The sequence below is a fragment of the Streptomyces sp. NPDC047061 genome (assembly GCF_040643955.1).
In the GTDB taxonomy this organism is placed as follows: domain Bacteria; phylum Actinomycetota; class Actinomycetes; order Streptomycetales; family Streptomycetaceae; genus Streptomyces.
On sequence record NZ_JBEYVI010000014.1, the window covers coordinates 171,680 to 185,088 of the forward strand.

At 72.0% G+C, this 13,409-nt stretch carries 10 protein-coding genes; 8 read left to right on the top strand and 2 right to left on the bottom strand.

Going from position 1 to position 13,409, the window contains the following annotated elements:
- Position 1: 1 nt before the first annotated feature.
- A complete protein-coding gene (locus ABZ887_RS21880) occupies positions 2–907 on the bottom strand; it encodes a BadF/BadG/BcrA/BcrD ATPase family protein (RefSeq protein WP_361291867.1) in 906 nt (301 codons plus the stop codon).
- Between the two features lie 327 nt (positions 908–1,234).
- Between ABZ887_RS21880 and ABZ887_RS21885 the strand changes: the two genes are divergently transcribed.
- The 6 genes from ABZ887_RS21885 to ABZ887_RS21910 all read left to right on the top strand — a co-directional run bounded on the left by ABZ887_RS21885 (position 1,235) and on the right by ABZ887_RS21910 (position 9,494).
- Complete coding sequence (locus ABZ887_RS21885; protein WP_361291869.1) at positions 1,235–2,368, top strand: ROK family transcriptional regulator; 1,134 nt, start codon at positions 1,235–1,237, stop codon at positions 2,366–2,368.
- A gap of 274 nt (positions 2,369–2,642) precedes the next feature.
- Positions 2,643–3,965 (top strand): sugar ABC transporter substrate-binding protein, encoded by a 1,323-nt coding sequence (locus ABZ887_RS21890; protein WP_361291871.1) that lies wholly within the window; start codon positions 2,643–2,645, stop codon positions 3,963–3,965.
- Between the two features lie 123 nt (positions 3,966–4,088).
- Complete coding sequence (locus tag ABZ887_RS21895) at positions 4,089–5,000, top strand: sugar ABC transporter permease (RefSeq protein ID WP_361291873.1); 912 nt, start codon at positions 4,089–4,091, stop codon at positions 4,998–5,000.
- Positions 4,997–5,899 carry a carbohydrate ABC transporter permease gene (locus ABZ887_RS21900; protein WP_361291875.1) on the top strand — a complete coding sequence of 301 codons (903 nt, stop codon included), beginning with the start codon at positions 4,997–4,999 and terminating at the stop codon, positions 5,897–5,899. Before ABZ887_RS21895 ends, ABZ887_RS21900 begins: the two co-directional genes overlap by 4 nt.
- Positions 5,900–5,901: 2 nt before the next feature.
- Positions 5,902–7,659, top strand: a complete 1,758-nt coding sequence (locus ABZ887_RS21905; RefSeq protein WP_361291877.1) for a hypothetical protein — start codon at positions 5,902–5,904, stop codon at positions 7,657–7,659.
- Between the two features lie 17 nt (positions 7,660–7,676).
- Positions 7,677–9,494, top strand: coding sequence for a hypothetical protein (locus ABZ887_RS21910; protein ID WP_361291879.1), 1,818 nt, complete (start codon positions 7,677–7,679; stop codon positions 9,492–9,494).
- A gap of 88 nt (positions 9,495–9,582) precedes the next feature.
- On the opposite strand, the gene ABZ887_RS21915 is transcribed toward ABZ887_RS21910, so the two are convergent.
- The gene (locus ABZ887_RS21915) at positions 9,583–10,233 is read right to left on the bottom strand and encodes a nucleoside/nucleotide kinase family protein (RefSeq protein WP_361291881.1); all 651 of its coding nucleotides are present in this window, start codon (positions 10,231–10,233) and stop codon (positions 9,583–9,585) included.
- Positions 10,234–10,310: 77 nt separating this feature from the next.
- On the opposite strand from ABZ887_RS21915, the gene ABZ887_RS21920 reads away from it, so the two are divergent.
- On the top strand, positions 10,311–11,045 hold the full coding sequence (locus tag ABZ887_RS21920) for a beta-phosphoglucomutase family hydrolase (protein ID WP_361291883.1): 735 nt from the start codon (positions 10,311–10,313) through the stop codon (positions 11,043–11,045).
- The gene (locus ABZ887_RS21925) at positions 11,042–13,387 is read left to right on the top strand and encodes a glycosyl hydrolase family 65 protein (protein WP_361291885.1); all 2,346 of its coding nucleotides are present in this window, start codon (positions 11,042–11,044) and stop codon (positions 13,385–13,387) included. The genes ABZ887_RS21920 and ABZ887_RS21925 overlap by 4 nt, the downstream gene beginning before the upstream one ends.
- The last annotated feature ends 22 nt before the right edge of the window (positions 13,388–13,409 follow it).

Sequence of the window (13,409 nt, forward strand, 5' to 3'; positions counted from 1 at the left end):
CTCACAGGACCGAACGCGCCAGCGCCACCGCTCCCTCGACCGGAGGGAGCCGCAACGGCTGTGGCCGCGCTCCGGGTACCGCCTCGGCGAGCGCGGCGGCGAATGCGTCGTACAGCCGCGGCTGGGAGAGGATCGTGCCGCCCGCGACCACCACGTCGTCCACGGCGAGACCGCGGGCGGCGAGCCGGGCCACGAGGCCGGCCAGGGCGCGGCCGCCGTCGGCTATCACGTCCGCGGCGACCCGGGAGCCCGCGTCGGCCGCGGCGAAGACCACCGGGGCGTGCCGGCCCCACTCGGCGGAGACGTCGGAGGCGCTCTCGAGGGCGGCGCCGAGCGCGGGTACCTCCGCCACCTCGAAGGCGGCGACGAGTCCGGTGGCGAGCGCGTCGGGGGCCTCGCCGCGGTCGTGCGCGGCCCAGACGGCGCGGGCGGCCTCCCGGACCAGTCCGGCGGCGCCGCCCTCGTCACCGAGGACCGCGCCCCAGCCGCCCACCTGCACGGGGCTGCCGTCGGGCTGTCGGCCGACGGCCACCGAGCCGGTGCCGGCCACCAGGCCGACGCCCTTGTCCAGGCCGGCGGCGGGGACGAGGAGCTCGGCGTCGCCCACCACCCGGACGGGAACGCCGAGCAGCCCCCGCAGTGCGGCGGCGATGCCGGCGCACTGACGGGGGGTCTCACAGGCGTGTCCGCCGACGGCCAGGGCGGCCGGGCGGGTGCCGGCCGGCAGGGCGTCGTGGACGATCGCGGCCAGCCAGTCGGCCGCGGCGGCCGCGTCGTGCGGCCGCCAGCCACTGCTCGGGCGGACGTGGTCGGCGACCCGGTCCGCGCCGGTGACGGCGCGGAGCTGGGTCTTGGTGCCGCCCACGTCGATGCCGACCACAAGCGGGGAAGAAGGTGCGTCCTGCACGGATCCTCTTTCGTCGTCTGGGCGAGCAGCGCGGAAGAGCTGGGCGCTCAGGGCCGGGCCGGCGGGCGAACCGTGCCTGGACGAACAGGAGTTGAGCAAGTAGGGAAGCCCCGGGACGGGCTTCTTGCGGAGCACGGCAGGCGAGTACCGTGTACTTCGTTAGGAAGTTAACTAACGAAGTACAGTGCGTCAAGAGTTGCCGCGGACTCGATCAACGGGACGCTGTCGAGGCCACAACCGCGCGGCAACAAGGGCACCGCATCGCCGCATCCCGCGACACCCGGGGGAGCGCGGCCCCTGACCCCTGGGGGAACTGTGGAACACGTCGTGGCTGAAGCCCCCCGGCTCACCGAGAGCGCCGGCGCGGTCTTCGCCGTGCTGGCCCAGGCCGGCAGCGCCACCCGGCCGCAGCTGGCGAGCCTCGCGCGCCTGTCCAAGCCGACGGTCTCCGCCGCCGTCGCGGAGCTGGAGGGGGCCGGTCTCGCCACCCACTCCGGCACCGCCTCCAGCGGCACCGGCCGCTCCGCCGCCGTCTACGGCCTCGGGCCCGCCTCCGGCTCGGTCCTCGCCGTCGACCTCGGCCCCGCCCGGACCAGGGTGCGTGGCTGCGCCCTGGACGGCGCCCTGCTCGCCGAGGCGGACACACCCCGCCCGCGCGCCGTCGACGCGGTCCGCGAGGCCCTGGCCGCGCTGCCCGCAGGCGCCCCGCTGCGGGCCATCGTCGTCGCCATCGGTGACGTCAGCGCCCCCGACCTGGCCGGTACCGGGATGCGCCCGGCGACCGCCAAGGCGGGGCCCGTCTTCGACGCGGTCTCCGTCGCCCTGCCACCGGGGGTGCCGGTCCACCTGGAGAACAACGTCAACTGCGCCGCCCTCGCCGAGCTCCACGAGGGTGCCGCCCGGGGCCGCCGGACCTTCGGCTACCTGCGGATCGGCGTCGGTATCGGTCTGGGCATCGTCATCGGCGGCCAGGTGCTGCGCGGCGCCAACGGCGCGGCCGGTGAGCTGGCCCGGCTGCCCTACCCCTGGGACGACGACCGGGAGCCCCGCCAGGAGGCCCTGGAGGCCTACGTCGGCTCGCAGGCCCTGCTGCGCCGTGCCGCCGAGGCCTGGGGGGACACCGACGGGCCCTGCCCCCGTAGCGCCGACCGGCTGTTCGCGCTCGCCGCGGAGGGCCGTGAACCGGCCCGCTCCCTCGTCGCCCGGCACGCCGCCGACGTGGGCCGGCTGGCCGCCGCGGTGGCCGCCGTGCTGGATCCGGGGCTGATCGTCCTCGGCGGCAGCACCGGCGCGGATCCCCGGCTCCTGTCCGGGGTGCGGGCCGAGCTGGGGCGGCTGAGCTGGCCCACCGAGGTGGTCAGCAGCCAGATCGGCGATCTCGGTACCGTGGTGGGTGCCGCCCGGCTCGCGGTGGCCAAGGGAGTCCAAACCGTGACCGAAGGTGTGCAGGCGAAGGATTGACGGCTTCCTTATCGGTCTGCCAATGTCCGGACAAGCGCTTTCTAAGTCGGCCGGGACGCCGGCTTGGGGTGAGCCTCCCAGCCCGTACACGACGTACGGCAACCGCACCAGGGCGTGTCCGTGCGGTGACGGCCAGGACGGCCGGGGATCTCGCCCCGCGTGGACGATGCGGCCGGGCGAGGCCGCGCCCCCGGAAAGCGACTTTCCTTCAAAATGCACCAGTGCCGCCTCAGCCGGCGCCGTGCTCCGTCCGTACGACGAAATGGGATCGAAGATGACCACTGTGGGTGTGCGGCGCTCCAGCCGACTCGGCCGCGGCGGTATGCGCCGCCTGATTCCCCTCGCTGCCGTTGCCTCGGCAGGAGCCCTGCTGCTCTCCGCCTGCGGGTCGGGATCCGGCTCCGGCGGGACCTCCAAGTCGCTGACGTTCTGGATCTCCACGGTTCCGGGGCAGGACGCGGGCTGGAAGAAGCTGGTCGCGCAGTACAAGAAGGAAACCGGCGTCGCCGTCAAGCTCGTCAACATCCCCTACGACGGGTACCCGACGAAGCTGCACAACGCCGCCCAGGCGAACTCGCTGCCGGATGTCGCCGACGTCCCGGCCCTCGACCCGATCTGGTCGAGCAAGCTGATCGACCTCAGCTCCATCGCCAACAACAAGAGCTACAACATCAACGCCAACTTCCTCGCGAAGGACTCGTCCGGGAAGGTGCTGTCCATCCCCTCGGACGTCACCGCGTCCGGCCTGTTCATCAACAAGACGCTGTTCAAGAAGGCCGGCGTCGCCGTCCCGACCTCGCCCTCGGACACCTGGACCTGGACCGAGTTCATCGCGGCGGCGAACAAGGTCCGCGAGAAGACCGGCGCCAAGTACTCCCTGACCTTCGACCAGTCGCCGTCCCGGCTCCGCGCCATGGTGTACGAGATGGGCGGCACGTACGTCCACGCGGACTCCTCCGGCAAGTTCTCGGTGGACGACGCGACCAAGAAGGCCGTGAAGTACTTCGTCGGACTCAACGACGACAAGACCATGCCGAAGTCGGTGTGGACCAGCGGCGCCGACCCGTCCGCCATGTTCCAGAGCGGTGACGTGGTCGCCTACTGGTCCGGTGTCTGGCAGGTCGCCTCCTTCGCGGACAGCATCAAGAAGTTCGACTGGGCGAGCGTCCCGACCCCGGCCCAGCCGGTGCAGGCCAGTGACGTCAACAGCGGCGGCATGATGGTGGGCTTCAACAACAACAGCGCCGCGTCCACCGCCGCGAAGAAGTTCCTGTCCTGGGTCTACGAGCCCGACCAGTACCGCGAGCTGTGCGAGGCGTCCGGGTTCCTGCCCGTCGAGAGCGGCCTGAACCCGAAGTACCCCTTCACCTCCTCGGCGGCGCAGGCGGCGTTCACCCTCTACAACGAGGAGATCCCGCTCTACGCCCCGATCTCGGGCTACTTCAACGGCGCGCAGACCGACTGGGTGCTGAAGGGCAAGAGCCTCACCACCGACCCGACCAAGACGGAGCTGGGCAAGGCGATCAACGGCCAGCAGTCCGTCGACAAGGCCCTCCAGAACATCGTGGACGGCTACAACCAGCAGGTCGGCGGCTGATCGTAGGCCAGAGGGCCCGGGCGGCGGGGTCGAGACACCGCCGCCCGGCCCTGGTCGCCCACATGATGCCGGGCCCACTGTGTGAGCCCACAGCAATCCATCCACCAGCACGGAGTCAGGAAGATGACAAAAAGCGCCGCGGACGTGTCCGTGAGGCAGCCCAGGAGACGCAGCACCTACACCCTCGCGCCGCTCGTCCTCATCGCGGCCAATGTCGTGCTCTTCGCGCTGTTCTTCGCGTGGCCGGCGGTGATCGGGCTCGTCTACTCCTTCACGAACTACACCGGTGTGGGGGCGTTCCAGTTCATCGGACTGGACAACTACCACAACCTGTTCGGGGACTCCGCCTTCTACGACGCGCTGACCCGGACGCTGCTGTACGCGGTCCTCTTCGTTCCGCTGAACTTCGCGCTCTCGCTGCTCGCCGCCAACCTGCTGGTGAGCAAGAACGCCAAGGGCGCGTCCGTCGCCCGTGTCATCTTCTTCATCCCGTGGCTGCTGTCGCCCATCGTCGTGGGTGTCCTGTGGCGGTGGCTGTTCGGTGAGAACTTCGGACTGGTCAACTACGTCATCGAGAAGCTCGGCGGGTCCGCCGTTCCGTGGCAGTCGAACGCGGACCTGTCGCTGCTGGTGGTGGTGTTCGCAGCATCCTGGGCCTGGACGGGCTTCTCGATGCTGCTGTTCATCGCGGCGATCAAGAACGTACCGGTGTCGTACTACGAGGCGGCCTCGCTCGACGGCGCCGGCCCCTGGCGCCAGTTCATCAGCATCACGCTGCCGAGCATCGCGCCCACCTCGTTCATCGTGATCCTGCTCAACACGATCAACGCGATGAAGGAATACCCGGTGTTCGTCTCCCTCAACAACGGCGGACCCGGAACGTCGAACAACCTGCTTGTCCAGTACATCTACCAGACCGGCTTCCAACGGGGCCAGATCGGCTACGCGAGCGCCGCGTCGTTCGTGCTCATGCTCATCCTGATGGCCGTCGCGATCATCCAGCTGATCGTCAACCGACGGGTGGAGAACCGATGACAACCACAGACATGCCCCGCTCGGTCGACTCCGATTCGGGACGGGCCGCCGCCAAGAAGCGGTCCCGCGGCACCGGCAGCGGCGGGCTCCGCCGGGCGGTGCCGGCGACGACTCTGCTGTGGATCATGGCGTGCCTCTACGGGCTGCCGGTGCTGTGGTTCATCCTCAGCTCTCTCAAACCGGCCGGGGACCTGTTCTCCTATCCGCTGACGCTGGTTCCGCACCACCCCACCCTGTCGGGTTACTTCCAGGCGTGGCGCAGCGCCAACTTCTCCCAGTACTTCATCAACACGACCCTCGTGTGCGTGATCACGACGATCCTCACGGTGGGCGTCAGCTGCTGCACCGGGTACGCGCTGGCCAAGTACGACAACAGATGGCTCAAGGCGTTCTTCATCTGCATCCTGGCCACCACGATGCTGCCGGGCGAGGTCATGCTCGCCCCCGAGTTCCTGGTGGTCCGCAACCTCGGCCTCTACAACTCGTTCGCCGGCATCATCCTCCCGGCCGTGCTCACCGCGACCGGATGCTTCATGTTCCGCCAGTTCTTCCTGACGGTTCCCGACGAGCTCGTCGAGGCCGCCCGCATCGACGGCGCCCGCGAACTGTCGATCTTCCTGCGGATCATGGTGCCGCTCTCCCGGCCCATCATGCTGACCCTCGCCATCCTGTCCTTCCAGTGGCGGTGGAACGACTACATCTGGCCGCTGCTGATGCTGAACGACCCCAACAAGTTCACCGTGCAGATCGGCATCCAGAGCATCGTCGGCGCGCAGAACATCAACTGGTCCGTCCTGCTCGGTGCATCGGTCATCTCCATGATCCCGCTGATCATCATCTTCCTGGTCTTCCAGCGCTACGTCATGAGCGCCGACATCAATGCCGGACTGAAGGACTGACCTTGCCCACCCCGCTCGACCACGAGTTCGTCCGTGCGGCGGCCGGGGCGGCCGACCGGCTGGCCGCCCCGCTGGCGGCCGGCCCCGATGCGGAACCCGCCGGTGCGACCCACCGCACCCTGGCCCGCCGGGTGAAGACTCTGGTCGCGGCCTACCGTTCCCCGGACTCGGCATTCCACGGCAGCGGGCAGGCCGTCGCCGCCGCGACGACCCACCTCGGCGCCCTGCGGGCCTCGCAGACCGCCACGGGCCTCTTCGCCGGCGGCGACAACGTGCAGTCACCGCCGGACTCCGCGTTCACCGTCAACGACGTGTGCGACGCGCACGTCCTCGCCGCGGACGCGGGACCGGAACTGCGCGAGGTCACGGCCGCGCTCGCCGAGATCGCCGGCGCCGCCTCCGGCGCTCTCCTGACCGGCGGGGTGCACACCCCGAACCACCGCTGGGAGCTGTGCGCCGCGCTGGCCCGGCTGCACCGGTCGTTCCCGGACAGCAGGCTGCTCGACCGCGTCGACGCGTGGCTCGCCGAGGGCGTCGACATCGACGCGGAAGGCCTGTACTCGGAGCGCAGCGCCGTCTACGCGTCCCACGTGTCCAACCCGTCGCTGCTGCTCCTGGCCGACGTCCTCGGCCGCACCGACCTGCGCGACGCCGTCGAACGCAACCTCACCGCGACCCTGGACCTCATCAGGCCGGACGGCACGGTGGAGACCGTCCACTCCCGGCGGCAGGACCAGCACCACCCGTTCCCGCTGGCGCCCTACCTGCCGCACTACCGGCTGCTCGCGATCCGCACCGGCCGGGGCGACCTCAGCCGCGCGGCCCGGCTGGCGGCCGCCGGCGGCATCGACGACCCCGACCTGCTCGCCCAGACCCTCCTCACCCCCGACCTGTGCCGCGTACTCCCGGCACCGGCGCCGGAACCCCTGCCCCGCGCCCGCTACATCACCACGGCGCGCCTCGCCTCACACGCCTCCGCCACCGCGCACAGCGTCCTCTACGGCGGCTCGGACGTCCCCCGGCACCGGCGTATCCGCTCGGGCCTGGCCTGCAACCCGACCTTCCTGCGGCTGTTCGCCGGCGACGCCGTCCTCGACGCGGTCCGCCTCTCGCGGGGTTTCTTCGACCTGGGCCCGTTCCGCGCCGCGGACCTGCAACAACTCGCCGAGAACCACTACCGGCTCACCGAGACCCTCACGGCCGCCTACTACCAGCCGCTCCCACCGGACCTGCGCCAGGACGACGGCGCCTACCGCGTGACGGACGAGGGCCGCTTCTCGGCCGCGATGGCCTTCCCGGACCGGCCCCGGGACGAGGTCTCCCACACCACCCGCATCGACGTGCAGCTGCGCGACGACGGCGCCGACCTGCGGATCGACATCAGCGGACCACGCGTGCCCTGGGCCCTCGAACTGACCTTCCGGCCGGGCGGCACGCCGGAGGGCGCCGAACCGATCGGCGACGGACGCTGGTGCCTGACGACCGGGCCGCTGACCTACCGGGCCGGTGCCGACGAGATCCGGGTCGAGGCCGACGTCGAGGCGGGCGAACCGCTTGCCGGACCGGACCGGAGCGACGTACTACGGTACGACCCGGGGCAGGACCACACCGTGGTGGGCGGCACCGACGCGACGACCGGGAACCGCGTCTACCTCGGCGGGCTCGGCCCGCACACCCTGACCGTCGAACTGCGCGCCGCCCGCCGTCCCGCGCCGGTCGCCCGACCCCTACGAACCCCGCCAGGGCCACCTCCAGCATGAAGGGCTGACCTCCTCCGATGCACCTGCCGCGCCAGCTCGGCCCGCTGCACGACCTGCCGTCCACCCCCGAGGCGTACGACGCGGTCCTCGCCGACGTCGTCGACCAGGCCCTGGCCCGCCTCACCCCCGAGGGCAACCTCGAACACCCCGACGCCGACGACGACATCGGCGACACCTCGCTCGGCGTCACCTCCCTGCTGGCCCTCGCCTGGCAGCGGTCCAAGGACCCGCGGCTGCCGGAGGCGGTGGCCCGCAGCCTCGCCTTCCACCTGCGCGAACGGGTCTACACCGAGGACAACCCCGGCTACCCGAACCTCACCGTCCGCAACTCAGGCCTGCCGTACGCCCGTTACGTCCTGGCGGCGGGCGCCCACCCGATCGGCGACTGGCCCAGCACGGTCTGGGCGCTGCTCCAGGCCGTGAACATCCTCGACCTCGCGGACGGCCTGGTCGACGACGGCCGGCGCGCCGAGCTGGTCGAGGTGGCCCGCGGTTACTGGCGCTGGCTGACCGAGGCCACCTTCTTCAACCCGCAGGAGGCCGGCAACCAGGCCATCGGGTGCGTGGTCGGCGGGCTGATGCTGGCCCGGCACCTCCCGCCCGAGGAGGCCGAGCCGGTCCGCGAGCGGGCACTGGCCCTGTACACGGACAAGATCCGTGCCCACCGGGTCCCGGACCGGGGCGCACTGCTGCCGCCCGAGCACGGCGGCGCCTACGACAACAACTACGGCCCGATCTCCCTGTCCTTCCTCGCCCAGGCCCACCGGATCAGCGGCGCGGAGATGTTCGCCGAGGACGGCGACGCACTCGCCCGCTACCTCGACGCCCGCCTGCCGGGCGGCGGCTTCGACAACGGCGGCCCCCGCTACAGCGAACAGCACTCCGGCTTCGAATCCGTCCTCGGGCTGCGCTACTTCGGCGCTCGGATCGGCTCCGACCTTGGCCGCTACCGGGGCGACACCAACTGGGGCCGGCACGCGGTCAAGCCGGACGGCGGTGTCGACGGGCACTTCGCCTGGATGCTGGTCTGGCAGATCCAGGACACCACCCCCTGGCACCGCGACCCGGCGACCGCCCCGGCCCGCCACCAACTCCGCGCGGGCTCCGTCTCGGTGGCCTTCGACAGCCGGATGACCCCGTCCCTGGTCGAGGCCGCCGGCACCTACTACCTGTCGGCGGCGGTGAACCGCCAGCACGGCTTCGGCCCGGTCCTGGACGGCTTCCTGTACTGCAGGCCGATGGGCGAGGTCCGGGTCCGGGACATGAGCGCCGACGGCCTGACCGCCAAGCTGGTCAGCAAGCCGGTCGTGGGCCGCGACCACGTGCTGCGCCACGTGCGTTCCCTGTACGTCACGGACGGCACCCGGCTGTGGGTGACGGTGGCCGTGGAGCGGCTCGCCGGGACGCCGTACCTGCTGGCCGGGCTGCCGTACGCCGCGGACGACGGCGACCGGGTGCGCAGGGTCGCCGAGGGCGAGGTCGCCTCGGCGGGCGCGCTGCTGCTCACGCACCCCTCGGCACAGGGCGCCGACCACTTCGACGCGCGCGCCGAACTCACCCAGGAACAGGCCGCGTTCGCCCTCGCCGCCGACCCGCGCGGCTACGGCAACCCGGACGAGGGCTGGCGCCACCTGGTCGCCTCCACGGCGTACGAGGCCGAACCGGCGCCGGGCGCACCGGAGTCGCTGCATGTGTTCGCCGTGCGGTACGGGCCCGGCGGTGACTTCACGCCGTCGTTCGAGGGCGACCTGACGGTGCGCACGGAGGCGTTCACGGCGGCCATCGGGGCGGAGGACGCGCACGGCGTGCCTGAACTGGCCCTTACCGCCTGCTAGGTGCTTCGCTGGAGCTGCCGCGATCTGCCGTCTGCGGAGCCGTCGTGGCTGGTCGCGCAGTTCCCCGCGCCCCTACGGGGCGCTTGATTCACGGGGCGTTGCCCAGTACCGTCTCCGGGATCACCAGGTCCGCGCGGTCCCGGGTGGCGGCTACCAGGTCGGCGTTGAGCTGGTCGGTGCGCGCCACCCAGGCCACCGCCTGGTCGTGCGTCTTGCCGAACTCCTCGTGGCGGGCGACCAGGCGCCGTATCCGCTCCGTCTCGTCGATCTCGCAGAACCAGACCTCGTCCAGGGCAGGCCGTACCCGCGTCCACAGGCCCTCCGCCAGCAGCAGGTAGTTGCCCTCCGTCACCACCAGCCGGGCCGTCGGCAGGACGGGGATCGCGCCCGCGAGCGGCTGCTCCAGGACCCGTTCGAAACCCGGCGCGTACACCACGACGTCCGTCTCCGCGCGCAGCCGCCGCAGCAGCGCCGCGTACCCGGCCGCGTCGAAGGTCGCCGGCGCCCCCTTGCGGTCCCGCAGGCCGAGGCGGTCCAACTCGACGTCGGCCAGGTGGAATCCGTCCATCGGCACGTGCGCGGCCCACGGCTCACCGGCGCCGTTCAGCTCCCGCACCAGGTGTTCGGCGAGGGTGGTCTTGCCGGCGCCGGGGCTGCCGGCGATGCCGAGGAGCGCGCGCGGGGCCCGTCCGGCGAGTGAACGGGCGCGGTCGAGAAGGTCGTCGAAAGTCAGCGGCACGCAAAAAGTGTGACACCGGGCCCGGAATGTGGCGGGCGCCACCCCCTCGAAGCCGTCCGGTGGGGAAGATGCGGGTCATGACTGCACTAGGTCTGCCCGACACCATCCAGGCCTGTCTCTTCGATCTCGACGGGGTCGTCACCAAGACGGCCGTCGTGCACGCGGCGGCCTGGAAGGAGACCTTCGACGCCTTCCTGCGCGACCGCGACGGACAGCGGCCCTTCGACGCGGTCGACGACTACGACGAGTACGTCGACGGACGCCCGCGCGCCGACGGGGTCCGCGCCTTCCTCGACTCCCGTGGTATCCACCTGCCCGAGGGCACCCCCGACGACCCACCGGACGCGCCGACCGTGCACGGCCTCGGCAACCGCAAGAACGAACTGCTGCTGGCGAAGATCCGCACCCAGGGGGTCGAGGCCTACGACGGCACCCTGCGCTACCTGGAGGCGGTCCGCGCGCGCGGGCTGCGCACCGCGATCGTCTCCTCCAGCGCCAACTGCCGTGACGTGCTGCGCTCGATCGGCGCCGAGCACTTCTTCGACGTCCGCATCGACGGGGTCGTGGCCGCCGAGCGCCGGCTGCCCGGCAAGCCGCACCCGGACACCTTCCTGGCCGCCGCCCGTGACCTGGGGGTCGAACCCGCCGCGGCCGCGGTCTTCGAGGACGCCCTCGCCGGGATGGACGCGGGCCGCGCGGGCCGTTTCGGGTACGTCGTCGGCGTGGACCGCGTCGGGCAGAGCGACGCCCTGTACGCGCACGGCGCGGACACCGTCGTGAAGGACCTCGCGGAGCTGGGAGGCAAGGAGTGATCACCCACCGGTCGTACGCCGTGGAGCCCTGGGCGGTCCGCGAGACGCACCTCAACCTCGACGTGCTCGCGCAGAGCGAGTCGGTGTTCGCCCTGTCCAACGGGCACGTCGGCTGGCGCGGCAACCTCGACGAGGGCGAACCGCACGGCCTCCCCGGCAGCTACCTCAACGGCGTGCACGAGGTGCACCCGCTGCCGTACGCCGAGGCCGGCTACGGCTACCCCGAGTCCGGGCAGACCGTCATCAACATCACCAACGGCAAGATCCTGCGGCTGCTCGTCGACGACGAACCCTTCGACCTGCGCTACGGCCGGCTCGTCGCCCACGAGCGGGTCCTCGACCTGCGCCGGGGCGTCCTGGAGCGGACCTGCGAGTGGACCTCGCCGGCCGGCTCCACCGTGCGGGTGCGCTCGACCCGGCTGGTGTCGCTGACCCAGCGTGCGATCGCCGCCGTCTCCTACGAGGTGGAGGCCGTCGACCGGCGCTGCCGGATCGTCGTCCAGTCCGAACTGGTCGCCAACGAGCAGCTGCCCGGGTCCAACGGCGACCCGCGCGCCGCCGTGGCGCTGGGGTCGTCGCTGGAGCAGGAGGACAACTTCGTCTCCGGGCACCGGCTGCGCATGGTGCACCGCACCCGGCGCAGCGGCCTGCGGGTCGCCGTCGCCGCCGACCACACGGTCTCCGGCCCCGAGCGCACCTCGGCCCGCGCCGAGAGCGGCGTGGACGTGGGCCGGCTGACCGTCACCTCCGTGCTGGAGCCGGGGCAGCGGCTGCGGGTGGAGAAGTTCGTCGCCCACGGCTGGTCCGGGGTGCGTTCACTGCCCGCCATGGCCGACCAGGTGGACGCGGCGCTCGCGGCCGCCGCCCACGAGGGCTGGCAGGGGCTGGCCGACGAGCAGTGCGGCTACCTGGACGACTTCTGGTCCCGCGCCGACGTGGAGGTGGACGGCGACGAGGAGGTCCAGCAGGCCGTCCGCTTCGCCCTCTTCCACGTCCTGCAGGCGGGCGCCCGCGCCGAACAGCGGGCGATACCCGCGAAGGGCCTGACCGGCTCCGGGTACGACGGGCACGCCTTCTGGGACACCGAGATGTTCGTGCTGCCCGTCCTCACCCACACCGCCCCCGGCGCCGTCGCCGAGGCGCTGCGCTGGCGCCACAACACCCTGCCCGCCGCCCGCGAACGCGCCGCCCAACTGGGCCTGAACGGGGCCGCGTTCCCGTGGCGGACCATCGCCGGCTCGGAGGGCTCCGCCTACTGGCCGGCCGGTACCGCGGCCTTCCACGTCAACGCCGACGTCGCCGACGCGGTGGTCCGCTATGTCGCCGCCACCGGCGACACCGACTTCGAACGGGACACCGGCGTCGAACTGCTCGTGGAGACCGCCCGCCTGTGGCGCTCCCTCGGCCACCACGACAGCCGCGGCGCCTTCCACATCGACGGCGTCACCGGCCCCGACGAGTACAGCGCGGTCGCCGACGACAACACGTACACCAACCTGATGGCCCGGGCGAACCTGCTGGCCGCCGCCGACGCCGTCGAACGCCACCCGCGGCAGGCGGCGGAGTTCGGTGTCGACGCGGAGGAGAGCGCCGCCTGGCGGGACGCGGCCGAGTCCGTGCACATCCCCTACAACCACGAGCTCGGCGTCCACGAGCAGCACGCCGGGTTCACCCGCTACCAGCGCTGGGACTTCGAGAACACCCGCCCCGAGCAGTACCCGCTGCTGCTGAACTTCCCGTACTTCGACCTCTACCGGAAACAGGTCGTCAAACAGGCCGACCTGGTGCTGGCGATGTACACCTGCGAGGCGTACTTCGACGAGGAGCACATCGCCCGCAACTTCGCCTACTACGAGCCGCTGACCGTACGCGACTCCTCGCTGTCCGCCTGCTGCCAGGCCGTCGTCGCCGCCCAGGCCGGGCACCTGACGCTCGCGCACGCCTACACGGCGGAGGCCGCGCTGATGGACCTCGACGACCTGGAGCACAACACCCGCGACGGACTGCACATCGCCTCCCTCGCCGGCACCTGGATGGCCCTGGTGGCCGGCTTCGGCGGGCTGCGCCACTACGACGACGGCGCCAGGTTCGCCCCGCGGCTGCCGGAGCGGCTGCGGAGGCTGGCCTTCAGCCTGCAACTGCGCGACAGCAGGCTCCGCGTGGAGATCGGCGCCGACAAGGCGACGTACACCCTCCTCGACGGCCCGCCGCTCACCGTCCACCACCACGGGGAGCCGGTGACGGTCGGCACCGACAGCCCCGCCGTGCGTGCGGTGCCCCCGGCCCGCCCGGGCCCGGCTCCGCGGCAGCCACCGCACCGGGCACCGAACCGACCGGCCTGAGGGGCCGGGTCGGCGTCACTTG

Coding starts and splice junctions, on each gene's coding strand:
- ABZ887_RS21910 (WP_361291879.1), top strand. CDS start 7,677: ATGCACCTGCCGCGCCAGCTCGGCCCGCTGCACGACCTGCCGTCCACC.
- ABZ887_RS21900 (WP_361291875.1), top strand. CDS start 4,997: ATGACAACCACAGACATGCCCCGCTCGGTCGACTCCGATTCGGGACGG.
- ABZ887_RS21895 (WP_361291873.1), top strand. CDS start 4,089: ATGACAAAAAGCGCCGCGGACGTGTCCGTGAGGCAGCCCAGGAGACGC.
- ABZ887_RS21920 (WP_361291883.1), top strand. CDS start 10,311: ATGACTGCACTAGGTCTGCCCGACACCATCCAGGCCTGTCTCTTCGAT.
- ABZ887_RS21890 (WP_361291871.1), top strand. CDS start 2,643: ATGACCACTGTGGGTGTGCGGCGCTCCAGCCGACTCGGCCGCGGCGGT.